Origin of the sequence: Actinomadura sp. 9N407 (assembly GCF_044326315.1) — a bacterium.
In the GTDB taxonomy this organism is placed as follows: domain Bacteria; phylum Actinomycetota; class Actinomycetes; order Streptosporangiales; family Streptosporangiaceae; genus Spirillospora.
The window spans coordinates 293,349-308,299 of the sequence record NZ_JBIRAW010000008.1 but is presented as its reverse complement, the minus strand read 5'-3'; the positions used below and the strand labels follow the sequence as shown (position 1 = coordinate 308,299).

Genomic DNA, 14,951 nt, shown 5'->3' with positions numbered 1-14,951 from the left:
CACCATAATGCCCGGTGACATGCGCGGATATGGTGTCCGGGGACGAAGGGGGGCCGGCATGAGCCGTGCCGTGGACCGTTGCGATCCGGATCGGCGGGCGTGGAGTTCCGAGGCGATCCGGCTGGTGGAGGCCGATGCCAACCGCAGCGCCGACACGCATCTGCACGTGTTCCCGCTGCCGCCCGAGTGGGGCATCGACCTCTACCTCAAGGACGAGTCCGTCCACCCCACCGGGTCGCTGAAGCACCGGCTGGCGCGGTCACTGTTCCTGTACGGGCTGGCCAACGGCTGGATCCGGGAGGACACCACGATCATCGAGGCGTCCAGCGGCTCCACGGCCGTGAGCGAGGCGTACTTCGCCCGGCTGGTCGGGCTGCCGTTCGTGGCGGTGATGCCCGAACGCACCAGCCCGGAGAAGATCGGGCTGATCGAGTTCTACGGCGGCCGGTGCCACCTGGTGGCCGACCCGACGACGATCTACGCCGAGTCGCGGCGGCTGGCGCGCGAGTGCGGCGGGCACTTCATGGACCAGTTCACCTACGCCGAGCGGGCCACGGACTGGCGCGGCAACAACAACATCGCCGAGTCGATCTTCGAGCAGCTGCGGCTGGAACGGTTCCCCGAGCCGTCCTGGATCGTGGTCGGCGCCGGGACCGGCGGGACCTCGGCCACCATCGGCAGGTACGCCCGCTACCGGCGGTTCCAGACCCGCGTGGCCGTGGTGGACCCGGAGGGCTCGGCGTTCTACGGCGCGTTCCAGGACGGGGACCTCGACCGTACGGCGGCCGGCTCCCGGATCGAGGGCATCGGCCGGCCCCGGGTCGAGCCGTCGTTCCTGCCCACCGTGATCGACCGGATGATCCAGGTACCGGACGCGGCGTCGATCGCGGCGATGCGCTGGACCAGCGAGGTGACGGGGCGCAACGTGGGCGGCTCGACCGGCACCAACATGTGGGGCGCGGCAGAGTTGATCGCCGAGATGCTGGCCCGCGGCGAGCGCGGCAGCGTGGTCACGCTGATCTGCGACGGCGGCGAACGGTACGCGCACACCTACGGGTCGGACGCCTGGCTGGCCGAGCAGGGGCTCGTGATCGGGCCGTACGACGCGGCACTGCGGGCCTTCCACAAGACCGGCGAGATGCCGGCGGAGCCTCGCGTCAGCCCGCGAAGCGGATCGGATTGACCAGGTCGGCGTAGATCAGCAGACCGCCCATCACGATCAGCACCACGGCCATCACGTATGTCACCGGCAGGGCCTTGGCCACGTCCACGTAGCCGGGGTCGGGACGGCCGCGCAGCCGGGCGAAGAACTTCTTGATCGCCTCCAGCAGCGCCCCGGCCATGTGCCCGCCGTCCAGCGGCAGCAGCGGGACCAGGTTGAACAGCCCGACGGCCAGGTTGAGCGAGCCGAGCAGGGCGATGAACATCGCCACCTTCTCGGTCACCGGCCACTCCGAGGCGGCGATCTCGCCACCCAGCCGGCTGACGCCGACCACGCCGACGGGACCGTTGGGATCGCGCTTCTCGTCGCCGAACGCGGCCTGCCAGACACCGACCATCTTCTGCGGCAGCCGGATCAGCGCCCCGGCGGTGTGCACGGTCAGCTCGCCCATGTAGTCGGCGACCGCGATCGGCCCCTGCCGCTCGCGCTCCTGCAGCGGCGTGATGCCGAGGAAGCCGACGGTGACGACCTTCTCCCTGTCCTTGAGGTCCGCCATCTGGTTGCGGGCGATCGGTACCTGGAAGGGCGTCGTCTTGCCGTCGCGCTCGACGTTCATCGTGACCGTACGGCCGGCGGAGTCGCGGATCAGGCCCTGCAGCTGGTCGTACGTGGTGATCTTCTCGCCGTTGTACGAGACGATCCGGTCACCGGCCTTGAGCTGCACCGCCGCGGCCGGCGTCGGGGTGTAGCCCTGCGGGCAGTCGGTCAGCTGCGAGTTCGCCGGGATCGCGCACTTGGCCACCGAGGAGATCACCGGCTGCGGGGTCGGGGTACCGATGCCCATCAGCAGGATCGCGAAGAAGATCACCGCGAGGATGAGGTTCATCGCGGGCCCGGCGAACATGATCGCCAGCTTCTGCCACCACTTCTTGGCGTAGAAGACCCGGTCCTCGTCGCCCGGCCGGACCTCCTCCAGCGCCGCGCCCCGGGCCGACTCGATCAGTCCCTGCCACGGTCCGGTGCTCATCCGCCTGGCCTGGCCCGGCTTGTCGCCCTTGCGGGGCGGCAGCATGCCGATCATCCGGATGTAGCCGCCGAGCGGGATCCACTTGATCCCGTACTCGGTCTCGCCCTTGTGCCGCGACCACAGCGTCGGCCCGAAACCCACCATGAACTGCGTGGTCCGTACCCGGAAGAGCTTGGCGAACGAGAAATGGCCCAGCTCATGCAGCGCGATCGACGCCATCAGGCCGAAGAACAGGATCAAGACTCCCGCCAACCAGCCCATGCGCGCCCCGTTCTCCGTGATCTCGATGACTGGACAAGCGTACGTGATTCAACGGGCGCCGAACCGCGTACGAATACACGCGTATGACGGGGGAATACGCGCGCGGGCAGGGGTGGTAGGAAACTACGCGCGCGTGCAGGGGAACGTGCAGGGGAACTCGGGCGCTGCTAGCCTGGCGGGCAGCCGCTGATCCCGTGCGGGAGAGTCCCTTGCAGCCGGCCAGGGACGCCGAAGGAGCAAATCCTCCCCGGAACCTCTCAGGCCCACGGACCGCACGGACCAGGCGACCTCTGGAAAGCGGGGACCTCCGTGTCCCCCGCCGAAGGTGAAAGCCCGTCCCGGGAGATCCATCCGGACGGGTGAAGCTCTCAGGCGCCGATGACAGAGGGGGAGGCCCGACCACGCCCGGTGCGAGTGGGACGATTGGACCACGCGCCCGTGACGAAGGAGCCGACCCGTGTCAGCCGACAAGCCCGCGCCCGACGACAAGCCCGCGTCCGCCGCGACATCTCCCGCCAAGAAGACGCCGCTGTACGACGTGCACCGGGAGCTCGGCGCCAACCTCGTGGACTTCGCCGGCTACCTGATGCCGCTGCGGTACGCCAGCGAGACCGCCGAGCACCGCGCCGTCCGTACCGGAGCCGGGCTGTTCGACCTCTCCCATATGGGGGAGATCTTCCTGAACGGGCCGGGCGCCGGCGCCGCGCTGGACTACGCCCTGGTCGGCAAGCTGTCGCCGATGGCCGTCGGCAAGGCCCGGTACACGATGATCTGCGCCCCGGACGGCGGCGTGCTGGACGACCTGATCGTCTACCGGCTGGCCGACGAGACGTTCATGGTCGTCGCCAACGCCTCCAACGCCGTGACCGTACGGGAGGCCCTGGTCGAGCGGGCGGCGGGCTTCGAGACGGTGGTGGACGACCGTTCCGACGCGTACGCCCTGATCGCCCTGCAGGGCCCGGACGCGGAGGGGATCCTGGCGCGCTTCACCGCCGCCCCGCTGCCCGACGTGAAGTACTACGCGATCACCGCCGACGAGGTCGCGGGCGTCGATGCCCTGCTGGCCCGTACCGGCTACACCGGCGAGGACGGCTTCGAGCTGTTCGTGTCCGCCGAGGACGCGGTGCGCCTGTGGCAGGAGCTGGCGGCCGTCGAGGGCGTCGTCCCGGCCGGGCTCTCGGCGCGCGACACGCTGCGGCTCGAGGCGGGCATGCCGCTGTACGGCAACGAGCTGACGAGCGAGACGAACCCGTACGAGGCGGGCCTCGGCCGCGTGGTCAAGCTGGACAAGCCCGGAGATTTCGTGGGGAAGGCCACCCTGGCCGCGCAGGCACAGACTCCGCCAGGCCGTAGGCTCGTGGGGCTGGTCGCGCACGGCCGCCGGGCACCCCGCAAGGGGTACGAGGTCGTCACGTCCGACGGCACGCCGTGCGGGGTGGTGACGAGCGGCGCCCCGTCGCCCACACTGGGCAGGCCGATCGCCTTGGCGTACGTGGACTGCGCCCTGTCCACCGAGCCGGGCGCCGAGACCGGGCTCGCCGTCGACGTCCGTGGCCGGCGGGAGCGGGTCGACGTGGTCGACCTTCCCTTCTACAAGCGTTCCTGAGATCTGGAGAGAAAGCATCGTGAGCGTTCCGGAGCAGCTCCGCTACAGCGAAGAGCACGAATGGGTGTCGGGTCTCGGCGAGGCCGGGGACGGCATCGTCACCGTCGGCATCACCGCACACGCCGCCGACGCGCTCGGCGAGATCGTCTTCCTTGAGCTGCAGCCCGGCGAGGGCGACACGGTCGAGGCTGGCGAGCCCTGCGGCGAGGTGGAGTCCACCAAGTCGGTCAGCGACCTGTACTCCCCCGTCACCGGCGAGATCACCGCGATCAACGCCTCGGTGGTCGACGAGCCCAAGGTCATCAACGACGACCCGTACGGCGAAGGCTGGATCTTCAAGGTACGGATCGCGGACGAGCCCGGCGATCTGCTGGACTCCGCGGCCTACACCAAGCTGATCGAGGAGAGCTGATCGTGGGCCTGTACGACTCCCTGGCCGAGGCCGACCCTGAGGTGGCCGAGGCCGTGGCCGCCGAGCTGGACCGGCAGCAGTCCACGCTCGAGATGATCGCCTCCGAGAACTTCGCCCCGGTCTCCGTACTGGAGGCGCAGGGCTCGGTCCTGACCAACAAGTACGCCGAGGGCTACCCGGGCAGGCGCTACTACGGCGGCTGCGAGTTCGTCGACGTCACCGAGCAGCTGGCGATCGACCGTGCCAAGGAGCTGTTCGGCGCCGAGCACGCGAACGTCCAGCCGCACTCGGGCGCGCAGGCCAACACCGCGGTGTACTTCGCGCTGCTGCAGCCGGGCGACACGATCCTCGGCCTGGACCTGGCGCACGGCGGGCACCTCACCCACGGCATGCGGCTCAACTACTCCGGCAAGATGCTGAACGTGGTGCCCTACCACGTCCGCGCGGAGGACGGCCTGGTCGACATGGACGAGGTCGCCGCGCTGGCCGCCGAGCACCGGCCCAAGATGATCGTGGCGGGCTGGTCGGCGTACCCGCGGCAGCTGGACTTCCCCGCGTTCCGCGAGATCGCCGACTCGGTGGGCGCGCTGCTCATGGTGGACATGGCGCACTTCGCCGGGCTGGTCGCGGCGGGCCTGCACCCCTCGCCCGTCCCGTACGCCGACATCGTCACGACCACCACGCACAAGACGCTGGGCGGTCCGCGCGGCGGGCTGATCCTGGCCCGCGAGGAGTACGGCAAGAAGATCAACTCCGCGGTCTTCCCCGGTATGCAGGGCGGCCCGCTGGAGCACGTGATCGCCGCCAAGGCGGTCGCGCTGAAGATCGCCGCCTCGGAGGAGTTCGCCGAGCGGCAGCGCCGTACCGTCGAGGGCGCCCGGATCCTCGCCGAGCGCCTCACGGCCGAGGACTCGGCCAAGGCCGGTGTACGGGTCCTGACCGGCGGCACCGACGTCCACCTGGTCCTGGTCGACCTGGTCGACTCCGAACTCACCGGCCGGGACGCCGAGGACCGGCTGCACGAGATCGGCATCACCGTCAACCGGAACGCGGTCCCCAACGACCCGCGCCCGCCGATGGTCACCTCCGGCCTGCGGATCGGTACGCCGGCCCTGGCCACCCGGGGCTTCACCGCCGCGGACTTCACCGAGGTGTCCGACATCATCGCGCTGGCTCTGCAGCCGGTTTTCGACCAGGACGCATTGGCCGCCCGTGTACGGGCACTGGCAGACAAGCACCCGCTCTACCCCGGCCTGTAGAGATCCGTGGTCCCCGCTCTCTCTTCCTAGGGGAACGGATTTCCCTAGGGCGAACGGAGCGGGGGCACCACGGAGCGAGGCGGCAGAAGGCGGGAGCCACAGCGCGGGAGCCACAGCGCGGGAGTCACAGCGCGGGGGCTCCACAGAGCTAGGCAAGCGAGGCAGCAGAAGGCGGAAGCCTCAGCGCGGGAATATCGAGGAGGCACTCATGGCGATCAGCGTGTTCGACCTTTTCAAAATCGGCATCGGCCCCTCCTCCTCCCACACCGGCGGCCCGATGGCCGCCGCGCACCGCTTCGCGCGCGGGCTGCACCGCGACGGCCTGCTGGAGAAGACCGCCTCCGTCCAGGCGATCCTGTACGGCTCGCTCGGTCTCACCGGCAAGGGCCACGGCAGCGACAAGGCCGTCATCCTGGGGCTGGAGGGCGACAAGCCCGAACTCGTCGACGTCGACACCGTCGACTCCCGGATGGCCGACATCCGCTCGCGCGGTGCCCTGCGGCTCTTCGACTCGCACGACATCCCGTTCGTGGTCGGCGAGCACCTGATCTTCGAACGCAAGCAGTCGCTCCCCGGCCACCCCAACGGGATGCGCTTCACCGCGTACACCGCCGACGGGGACGAGCTCCGTTCCAAGGTCTACTACTCGGTCGGCGGCGGCTTCATCCTGGATGAGAACGCCACCGGCGCCGACCGGATCAAGCCCGACGACACCGTCCTGCCGTACCGCTTCGACACCGCCGTCGAGCTCCTCGACCACTGCCGCGAGACGGGTCTGTCGATCTCCGCCCTGATGATGGAGAACGAGAAGGCGTTCGGCCGTACCGAAGCGGAGATCCGTACCGGCCTGCTGGACCTCTGGGAGGTCATGCGCGCCTGCGTCGATCGCGGCTATAGCCGCGAGGGCCTGCTGCCCGGCGGCCTCAAGGTCCGCCGCCGCGCGCCCCAACTGCACCGCCAGCTCATCACCGAGAAGGACTCCGACCCGCTCCACGCCATGGACTGGGTCACCCTCTTCGCCCTGGCCGTCAACGAGGAGAACGCCGCCGGCGGCCGCATCGTCACGGCCCCCACCAACGGCGCCGCCGGCATCGTCCCGGCCGTCCTGCACTACTACGCCAAGTTCGTCCCCGGTGCGTCCGACGACGGCGCCGTCCGGTTCCTGCTGACCGCGGGCGCCATCGGTGCCCTGTTCAAGCAGAACGCCTCGATCTCCGGCGCCGAGGTCGGCTGCCAGGGCGAGGTCGGCTCCGCCTGCTCGATGGCCGCCGCCGGCCTCACCGAAGTCCTCGGCGGTACCCCCGAGCAGGTGGAGAACGCCGCCGAGATCGGCATCGAGCACAACCTCGGCCTCACCTGCGATCCGGTCGGCGGCCTCGTCCAGGTCCCCTGCATCGAACGCAACGCGGTCGGCGCCATCAAGTCGATCAGCGCCACGCGCATCGCGTTGCGCGGCGACGGCAAGCACTTCGTCTCCCTCGACCGCGCCATCAAGACCATGAAGGACACCGGCCGCGACATGCTCGACAAGTACAAGGAGACAAGCCGCGGCGGCCTGGCCGTCAACGTCATCGAATGCTGACGCCCGGCCTCGTCCTCATGCCCTGGTCACCACGGGTCTCTTGAGCGGTCCGTCCCGCAACTGCAGCCCGTCGCGCTGAATGGCTCCGGTCAGGTGGCTGAGGCCTTTTGTCTCTCGAATCACTTGGGCGCGCCTGGCGACCACTTGGGGTGGCACCTGAATGCGAGCGATCATGTTGCGCCTGGCGTCCGGTCAGCGTCACGTTGGTTGCTGTAGCCGGTTCATGTTCGATGTGATTCTTTTCGGTCGGCGCCGGGACTGCCAGCGTGGGATCGCGCGACATTGCGCCTCTGCCGCCTTGCACACAGCACGCGACGATTGCTTGGCAGCTGTTGTTGGCCTACCTCAACTCACAGCCTTGCTGGCGTACTGCACCAAGCCGCAACCGGCGCGGCACCGGCTTGCGCTGGACGGCGGCGTACATCCTCCGCATCCATCCGTCTGCTCACCACCCCAGCCAAAGTGACGCTCACCCAACGGCACGGCATGAGAAACGCACCCTCCCGCACCACTCGGCTCAACAGGGCTGCCTGCTCAGCCACCCCAGGCCGGTAAAACGACCGGACCCACCTCAACTGAACAGCACACCGCTGGATGAGGATGACCTGAGCCCAGGGGCAGCGACGCCACCACCTTATTACTGTTGGGATAGCCAAAACAAAGCGGACAAACTATCACCAGTATCAGCATTTCCAGTCTGGGATAGCGGTTCCTGAATTGCTGTTCGCCAGTGCGTTCGACTAAAATGGTTCGTGGTGATGGAGGGAGGCCGGTCGATGGTAGATGCCTTGTTGACCACAGGACACATTGCTGCGGCATCCGAATGGGAGGGCCGTGGCTGGTTTCCCCCAGGGCCCTCCCTTGCGATTCTCCTCAGTGAGGAACGGCTGGACGGCTTGAGCGATGTCGAGCTGATCGAAGTGATCGCGGCCGCGCGCCGGCAGACCGCATGGACGCAGGCACGCGAGCTCACCGCGATCGCCGAACTGGTGGCTCGCCGTCAGGAGCGGGACCGGCGCGACGATGACGATTACCGGATCCTTTCCGCCGGTGAATCGCTCATCGAGGAGATCGCGGCCGCGTTGACGGTGACCGGGAACGCCGCCGCCACTCTGATGCACATCGCCGAGCGGCTGGCCCGGTCTCTGCCCGGAACGCGCGCCGCCCTCGCCGCGGGTCGGATCGATCTGGCGAAAGCCCGGGTGATCTGCGACGCCGCCGAAGGACTGCCCGACCACGTGGCCGCACGGCTGGAGCAAGCGGCCTTGGAACGGGCCGCGCGTCAGACCACCGGCCAGCTGCGCCGCCGGGTCACCACCCTGGCCCGCCGGCTGGCCCCCGACAGCTTCGACGAGCACACCCGGCAGAGCGTCCGGCAGCGGCGGATGGAGGTGTGGGACAACGCCACCGGCACCGCCGCGCTGGCGTTGCTCGACATCCACGCGGAGGACGCCCACGCCATTCACAACAAGATCAGCGCGGTCGCGCAAGCGCTGAAGGCCGACGGTGACTCCCGTACCGTCAACCAGATCCGTACCGACCTGGCCCTCGTTCTACTGCGCGGCCACGCCCTTCCCGACGCCGTCGCGCAGCTACTTGACCAGCCACTTCCCGAGACAGCCCCGCACGTCGGACAGCCTGACGGCCAACCGGAAGCCGACTCGCCCAAGAGCGAACGGTCGCCCCGAACCGGCCCGCAGGACGACCCGCCAGGCATCAGACAGCACTGCACCCATCACGGTGCGGTCGATCGGCCCGGCAGCGGGCGACCCCAAGAGGATCAGGGGACGGATCCACTCCTTGATGGACCGGGCTGCGCGGAATCGGAGCCGGAAGGTCCACAGACCGGGGAAAGACGATTGGACGGTGGACGAGACCACCCGGTGCCGTCGCAGCGTCGGGTGCCCGCACCTTGGGAGCGGCAGGGCGAGAGCGAACTCATCGAGACGCTCGCCCACGACGCTGAACAGCGGCTCTCACAGGTGCGTGGCCATCTCGCGCTCACCGGCCGACTGCCCGAGTTGGCCGCGTGCGTGGTACGAGCCGTGAACGGCCTCCATGAAAGCCTCACGCCGTTCCGCGACTCCTGGTGCGAGACCGACGAGCACGGACGGCACGGTCATCCCGGTTACCGGCCTCCGGCCGCACTCCGACGCATGATCGAGGCGCGGCATCCCGTCTGCGTGTTCCCCACCTGCAATCGCCGTTCAGACCTGTGCGACCTCGACCACACCCTTGCCTACGACAGGCATGGCCCCACCTGCGCCTGCAACCTCGCGCCTGTATGTCGGCACCACCACATCACGAAACAGACTCCCGGCTGGCACCTCTTTCAGCCCTGGCCTGGACTGTTGATCTGGATCACGCCTGCGGGCACCTGGCACATCGTGCGACCGGAATGATGTCGGGGAGTCCGACCGAACCGGTGCCAGGAGAACCCGATGCCAGGAGAAACCAGACGGCGCCCAAAAAGGACACTGCGATGGCTCACGAGTACTCACCTGAGCCGATCGAGCATGGTGTTCAAGCACGCCGTGGCCGCCACCACCACTACGGCGGGGGCGTGGAAAGACGCGTCCTGCTCAACACTGCCGCCAGCACCCACCCCAGGCAGGACATTTCCCTCTCGATGCCGCTGCCGTTCAACCAGCAGAGCAGCGCGTTCGCCGAACGCAGGCTCCTGGTCCGGCCGAGTCCAGGTAATGGCCGCAGATGCGGAGCCACTCGATCGGTTCTCGCGCATGCCGTCAGGGGGTGAAGGCTGCTCTGGCGAAATCGCTGAAGGTACGAGGTGGGCGGCCGGTGACGCGCTCGACGGTACGGGTGACGCGGTCTTCGGCGCCTTCGGCGATGGAACGGTCGAGGCGGGCGAGGAGCGCGGCGAATTCTTCGGGTATCTCGGTGGCCAGGCGGTCGCGCATCTGCTCGTAGGTGAGCACCCGGTGCCGTACGGGACGTCCCATGACCTGGGAGATCGTGGCGGCGATGTCGTCGTAGCTCAGCGCCTGGGGTCCTGTGATGACCAGGTCGGGGCCGGGCGCCGTCGCGTCGGTGAGGGCGTGGACGGCCACTGCGGCAATGTCGTCGGCGTCGACGAAACCGACGCGGCCCGTGCCGGTGGCGGTCATGATGGTGCCTTCTTTGCGGATGCTGTCCGCGTGCAGGTGCTGGTCGGTGAAGTTCTGCATGAACCAGGACGGCCGTAGCACCGCCCATTCGTCGATCACGTCGGCGAGTGCCGCGTGGACCTGCCCTACTGCCGGGCCTCCGGCGGGGATGGCCGAGGAGCTGAGGAGGACCGCGCGGCGTACACCGGCGGCGCGGGCCCGTTCCAGGAACGGCAGCATGACGGCGGCCGGATCCGGGGAGCCGATCGGCGGTACGAGGTAGATCCGGTCGGTGCCTCGCAGGGCCTCGTCGAACGTGGCGGGGTCGTACCAGTCGAACCGTACGGGTCGGGCTCCGGCGGGTGCGGTGGGACGGCGCGCGGCGGCCTTGACGGTGTGGCCGAGGGCGGTGAGCCGGGGCACTATCCGGCTGCCGGTGGTACCGGTGGCTCCGGTGACCAGGATGGTGCTCATGACTTCGCGTCGCTCATGGACGCGGGCATGGCGAGCGGGTTCCAGTAGTCGCGGTAGCGCACGATCCGATCGTTCCGGGCCGTCATCACGACGATGTAGGGGATCTCGATCGGTGTGCCGGTGGAGACGACGCGGGCGGTGGCGCGCATTTCGGTGATGACGGTCTCCGGGTCACCGGTTCGATGGATCTCCAGGTACGGGAAGTCCTGGAGGTCGATGTGGTCGGGGTAGTCGCTCATGTAGTCGGCGACCGCCGCCCGGCCTTCCAGCCGGCTGGGGTAGCCGTCCGGCGCGAAGGGAAACTCGATGACGACGTTCTCGTCGCACAGGGCGACCCAGCCGTCGATGTCCTTGTCCAGCAGGAGCCGCAGCCCTTGGTGGAACAGGTCCTCGGGAGTCATGGGGGCGCCTTTCGATAGGATGTGGACCAGCAGTCCGCTTAACAATACGGACCGACGGTCCGCTTAGCAACTGGAGGACCCCGTGAGCCCACGCAAGGAGCGCGCCGACGCCCTGCGCAACCGGGAGTCCGTACTGGCCGCGGCCGATGAGCTCTTCGCCCGCAGCGAGAGCCCCGGCAGCGTCTCGATGGACGACATCGCGGCGGCGGCGGGCGTCGGCAAGGGCACGCTGTTCCGCCGGTTCGGCGACCGTACGGGTCTCGTCCACACATTGGCCGAGGCACGGATCGCGCCCTTGCGCGACGCGGTGGAGTCCGGGCCGGCACCGCTCGGCCCCACGACCCCGCCGTACGAGCGCGTCCCGGCCCTGCTGGCGGCCATCCTGCGCTTCAAGCTCGACAACCGCCATCTGTCGCTGGCGCTGGAGGACACCGGAGGCGGCAGCCCGTACCAGGCCCCCCACTACACGTGGTGGCACCGCATTCTGCGGGGCGCGCTGAACGAGATCACCGACGACGGCGACTTCACCGCGCACGCGCTGCTGGCCGCCACCCGCGCCGACCTCGTCGAGCATCTCGCCGGTGAGCAGGACTCCGACCCGGAGCGGATGATGGCCCAGCTGATGACCTTCACCGCGAAGGTCCTGGGAAAACGCTGATCAGAGGGTACGGACCGAAGCGAGCACCTGGTCGAGATCGCCTTGGCGGCGGACCGCCGCCGTCGTCCGACTTGATCGTTTTAGGAAATACGACGGCCATCGCGCACCTGGTGAAGTGACCGGCGCCGGTGGCACCGGGACGACCCGTTCAGGGAAGGGACAGCCAGATGTCGGGTGGGCCGACGATCGCCTGGGCGTCGGTCAGGCGCAGGCCCGCGTACGCGCAGCAGTACGCCACGGCTGCATGCTGATAGAGGTAGGCGGCGAGGATGTCAGCGGCGGAATCGCCGGGCCCCGCAGCGCCTCCTCCCGGGTGCAGATCCCAGCCTTCGATGATGCCGTCACGGGCGATGCTCCCCTGGTTCCCGCTGCTGGGATTGGCGTAGAGCCCGTACGCGAAGGTGCCCGCCGACAGCGGCACCATGACCTCCGACGTCTGGGGCGCGTATCCCCAGGGCTGGGTGAGGACGCATCCCCCAGGAACATCGGTCGCGCCGACGAGGTCGTCGTCCAGGTCGTACAGGTCATGCGGCTCGTCCTCTTCCGGCCCCTCCGCCGGGGTCGCCGCCAGCCGCCGTGCGGCCTCCTCGGCACTGATGCCCGCGACACACGCCAGTCCGGTGCCGTTGTAATGGAAGTCGCCGAGCGCCGCGATCAAGCGGGACGCTTCCGCCACGGCGGCGGCCTCGGCGGTGGACAGCGCGATACCGGCGGGAGGCGCACCGAACAGGTCAGGGGTGGCCCCGGCCAGGCTCAGCCGTCCGGGCGACCAGCCCGCCATCATCGGGCGCCACGGGTCGGCGCTGGCGGCGGCCAGGGCTCGCGCGTCGTCGGGACGGTTCTCGAACACCGCATGCCAGAGCGCGGTAAGCCCCTCGGACCATCCATCGGCAGTCACCACGAAACTCCTTCGAGACGGAAGCAGAACGATGGTGGCGCACGCCAGTGACAGTCCTCGCCCGGCAGGTCCGCCCGGAACCCTGTCCGCGCCAGCCGGTCCCGCAGGTCGTCCAACACTGTCTCTTCGATAGTGATGGTGAAAGAACGCATCAGTCCATTGTGCGACCCGTACCAGCAGGTCGAGCACGACGGCTGCCGCTGCGCGGAGAGCCCTGATCACTCCGGCCAGGCGTTGACCGTGAGGTGCCGGATCTCGTGGTGGCGTCCTGTGGCCAGCACGTCCCGGACGGCGTGCGGGCGCACGTCCGTGGCCGCCAGTGCGGAGAGCGGAATCCATTCTTGAACGAGGTGCGCTTCGCGGCTGACGACGTCGGTACGGTCGATCGTGGCCAGCAGATAATGCTCGACGGCGTGGACCCGCCGTCCGGCGTCGACGAAGCGGTTCTCGACGACGAAGAGATACTCCCAGTCGACCAGCCGGGCGTTGGTCTCCTCCTCGATCTCCTTTCGCAGCCGGGACTCGAATGTGTCGCCTATCTCGTACCCGCCGCCGATGAAGCCGTAGTGGTGACCCGGTTCCGAATCCGAAGGCCGCTGAACCAGCACACGACCTTCCTGGACGATGAGCGAGCGGACACTGGGCCTTACCGCGCGTCGGGCCGCAACCTCCGCGATGTAGCGGCTCTCGCTCTCAGACATCCGGCCAGACTAACCAGGGGTGGACATGAGAGCTCCATCCGATCGCCTCAGGTGGCGGTATCGGGGCTCTGGCACCGGCGGGCTTCGAGCGCGTCCAGGATCAGGTCCAGGCCGTAGCCGAACTCGCTGGAGTAGTCGTAGCCCGGCCGCAGGGCGTGGTCGACGATCATCTCCGTGAGGTACGGCAGCTCGTCCGCCGGCAGGTGCTCGAGGATGCCGCCGGCCACGTCCTCGACATCGTCCGGCGTCGTCAGCGGCAGGCTCACCTCTTGGATGACGAACCCGTCGATGTAGCTGTCGATGAGCGACACGGCGTGCGCGGCCATCGGCAGCGTGAACCCCGCCGTTCTGAGGACACCGAGGACGGCGTCGTGATGGCGGAGCGTCGCCGGCCCCGGGTTGCGGCGAGAGTCGATGAGGCCCAGGGCCCAACTGTGCTGCGACAGGACGGCACGCGCAGAGCAAGCGCGCACACGGATCGCTTCGCGCCAGTCGCCGCATCCGGCACCGGGTAGCTCGATCGCCGCGAACACCACGTCGACCACGCCGTCGAGGATCGCGTCCTTGTTCGGGACGTGGTGGTAGAGCGACATCGCCTCCACGCCCAGTTCCTGCGCCACCCGCCGCATCGTGATCGCCTCCACGCCGCCGCGATCGGCGACCCGGATCGCGGCTTCGAGCACGCGGCCTCTGCTGAGCGGTTGCCGAGGCGCTGGCTGTGGTGATGGCGGCAAGACGACTCCAGGGGACGGACGTATTGACAAGCTTACAGGCGTAAGTCACCCTTACGAATGTAAGTCACCTTACGAGCGTAAGTCATTTCCGGGCAGGACCAGTCGGCAGCTCGGCGGACGTCCGACCCTCGACGTGCCCCACCGGGGCGACAGAAGGAGAACCCGATGCCGATGCCGCTGTGGTGGGGACACATCAACAAGCGGGTGTTCAACCCTCGCGCGATCGCGGGCGGGAAGTACCCGGTACTGACCCACGTCGGCCGCACCTCCGGCACGACGTACCACACCCCACTCGACGCACATCCGGTCGACGGCGGCTATCTGTTCATTCTGGTGTACGGGTCGGGCTCGGACTGGGTGCAGAACATCCTGGCGGCCGACAGGGCGCGACTCCGGGCCGCCGGCCAGGAGATGGAACTCGCCGCCCCGCGTCTGATCGGGAAAGAGGAGGCGTTCCAGGCCCTCTCCGATGAAGTGGCACGCCCACCCAGGGTTCTCCGCATCACCGAGTTCCTCCGCATGGACCTGGCCGCACACTGACGACCAGTCGAGGCGTACTCGGACGAGTGGGGCTGTACACCGGACGTCGTCGGCGGAAGGATCGTGTGGGCTGAGATCAAGTGATCGTCCATCGGGTAAAGCCGGAAGCATGCTGAGTGCTCATTGGCA

General features: G+C 68.7%; 14 protein-coding genes and 1 riboswitch. Of the genes, 8 read left to right on the top strand and 6 right to left on the bottom strand.

The features are described 5' to 3' along the window. Window positions 1–58 precede the first annotated feature (58 nt). Window positions 59–1,183 (top strand): PLP-dependent cysteine synthase family protein, encoded by a 1,125-nt coding sequence (locus ACH34Q_RS15815; protein WP_395983674.1) that lies wholly within the window; start codon window positions 59–61, stop codon window positions 1,181–1,183. On the opposite strand, the gene ACH34Q_RS15810 is transcribed toward ACH34Q_RS15815, so the two are convergent. Then, window positions 1,158–2,450, bottom strand: coding sequence for a M50 family metallopeptidase (locus ACH34Q_RS15810; RefSeq protein WP_395983673.1), 1,293 nt, complete (start codon window positions 2,448–2,450; stop codon window positions 1,158–1,160). The two genes, ACH34Q_RS15815 and ACH34Q_RS15810, sit on opposite strands and share 26 nt — an antisense overlap. A gap of 187 nt (window positions 2,451–2,637) precedes the next feature. After that, window positions 2,638–2,733, top strand: a riboswitch (glycine riboswitch). Between the two features lie 174 nt (window positions 2,734–2,907). Between ACH34Q_RS15810 and gcvT the strand changes: the two genes are divergently transcribed. From gcvT to ACH34Q_RS15785, 5 genes are all read left to right on the top strand, one after another. After that, window positions 2,908–4,056, top strand: coding sequence for a glycine cleavage system aminomethyltransferase GcvT (gene gcvT, locus ACH34Q_RS15805; RefSeq protein ID WP_395983672.1), 1,149 nt, complete (start codon window positions 2,908–2,910; stop codon window positions 4,054–4,056). 19 nt (window positions 4,057–4,075) lie between these two features. Beyond that, window positions 4,076–4,468, top strand: a complete 393-nt coding sequence (gene gcvH, locus ACH34Q_RS15800; protein WP_395983671.1) for a glycine cleavage system protein GcvH — start codon at window positions 4,076–4,078, stop codon at window positions 4,466–4,468. A 2-nt stretch (window positions 4,469–4,470) separates the two neighbouring features. Further along, complete coding sequence (gene glyA / locus ACH34Q_RS15795; RefSeq protein WP_395983670.1) at window positions 4,471–5,727, top strand: serine hydroxymethyltransferase; 1,257 nt, start codon at window positions 4,471–4,473, stop codon at window positions 5,725–5,727. Window positions 5,728–5,935: 208 nt separating this feature from the next. Then, window positions 5,936–7,309, top strand: a complete 1,374-nt coding sequence (locus tag ACH34Q_RS15790) for an L-serine ammonia-lyase (protein WP_395983669.1) — start codon at window positions 5,936–5,938, stop codon at window positions 7,307–7,309. A gap of 758 nt (window positions 7,310–8,067) precedes the next feature. Next, on the top strand, window positions 8,068–9,711 hold the full coding sequence (locus ACH34Q_RS15785; RefSeq protein ID WP_395983714.1) for a DUF222 domain-containing protein: 1,644 nt from the start codon (window positions 8,068–8,070) through the stop codon (window positions 9,709–9,711). Between the two features lie 345 nt (window positions 9,712–10,056). Here the strand turns inward: ACH34Q_RS15785 and ACH34Q_RS15780 are convergent, their stop codons facing one another. Further along, window positions 10,057–10,890, bottom strand: a complete 834-nt coding sequence (locus tag ACH34Q_RS15780; protein ID WP_395983668.1) for an NAD(P)H-binding protein — start codon at window positions 10,888–10,890, stop codon at window positions 10,057–10,059. Beyond that, window positions 10,887–11,291: a nuclear transport factor 2 family protein gene (locus ACH34Q_RS15775; protein ID WP_395983667.1), complete on the bottom strand. Its 405-nt coding sequence runs from the start codon at window positions 11,289–11,291 to the stop codon at window positions 10,887–10,889. The genes ACH34Q_RS15780 and ACH34Q_RS15775 overlap by 4 nt, the downstream gene beginning before the upstream one ends. Window positions 11,292–11,373: 82 nt before the next feature. On the opposite strand from ACH34Q_RS15775, the gene ACH34Q_RS15770 reads away from it, so the two are divergent. After that, window positions 11,374–11,949, top strand: a complete 576-nt coding sequence (locus tag ACH34Q_RS15770) for a TetR/AcrR family transcriptional regulator (RefSeq protein ID WP_395983666.1) — start codon at window positions 11,374–11,376, stop codon at window positions 11,947–11,949. 148 nt (window positions 11,950–12,097) lie between these two features. On the opposite strand, the gene ACH34Q_RS15765 is transcribed toward ACH34Q_RS15770, so the two are convergent. From ACH34Q_RS15765 to ACH34Q_RS15755, 3 genes are all read right to left on the bottom strand, one after another. Further along, entirely contained in the window at window positions 12,098–12,847 is a 750-nt protein-coding gene (locus tag ACH34Q_RS15765; RefSeq protein ID WP_395983665.1) for an ankyrin repeat domain-containing protein, read from the bottom strand. 218 nt (window positions 12,848–13,065) lie between these two features. Next, window positions 13,066–13,548 (bottom strand): NUDIX domain-containing protein, encoded by a 483-nt coding sequence (locus tag ACH34Q_RS15760; protein WP_395983664.1) that lies wholly within the window; start codon window positions 13,546–13,548, stop codon window positions 13,066–13,068. A 47-nt stretch (window positions 13,549–13,595) separates the two neighbouring features. Further along, window positions 13,596–14,231 (bottom strand): TetR/AcrR family transcriptional regulator, encoded by a 636-nt coding sequence (locus ACH34Q_RS15755; protein ID WP_395983663.1) that lies wholly within the window; start codon window positions 14,229–14,231, stop codon window positions 13,596–13,598. 216 nt (window positions 14,232–14,447) lie between these two features. Here ACH34Q_RS15755 and ACH34Q_RS15750 point away from each other — a divergent pair, with 216 nt between their 5' ends. Further along, window positions 14,448–14,822, top strand: a complete 375-nt coding sequence (locus tag ACH34Q_RS15750; RefSeq protein WP_395983662.1) for a nitroreductase family deazaflavin-dependent oxidoreductase — start codon at window positions 14,448–14,450, stop codon at window positions 14,820–14,822. Window positions 14,823–14,951: the final 129 nt, after the last annotated feature.

Excerpts from the sequence above, each read along its gene's own strand:
- ACH34Q_RS15785 (WP_395983714.1), top strand. The coding sequence starts at position 8,068 with ATGGAGGGAGGCCGGTCGATGGTAGATGCCTTGTTGACCACAGGACAC.
- ACH34Q_RS15775 (WP_395983667.1), bottom strand. The coding sequence starts at position 11,291 with ATGACTCCCGAGGACCTGTTCCACCAAGGGCTGCGGCTCCTGCTGGAC.
- ACH34Q_RS15815 (WP_395983674.1), top strand. The coding sequence starts at position 59 with ATGAGCCGTGCCGTGGACCGTTGCGATCCGGATCGGCGGGCGTGGAGT.
- ACH34Q_RS15810 (WP_395983673.1), bottom strand. The coding sequence starts at position 2,450 with ATGGGCTGGTTGGCGGGAGTCTTGATCCTGTTCTTCGGCCTGATGGCG.
- ACH34Q_RS15750 (WP_395983662.1), top strand. The coding sequence starts at position 14,448 with ATGCCGATGCCGCTGTGGTGGGGACACATCAACAAGCGGGTGTTCAAC.
- ACH34Q_RS15780 (WP_395983668.1), bottom strand. The coding sequence starts at position 10,890 with ATGAGCACCATCCTGGTCACCGGAGCCACCGGTACCACCGGCAGCCGG.
- ACH34Q_RS15790 (WP_395983669.1), top strand. The coding sequence starts at position 5,936 with ATGGCGATCAGCGTGTTCGACCTTTTCAAAATCGGCATCGGCCCCTCC.
- ACH34Q_RS15760 (WP_395983664.1), bottom strand. The coding sequence starts at position 13,548 with ATGTCTGAGAGCGAGAGCCGCTACATCGCGGAGGTTGCGGCCCGACGC.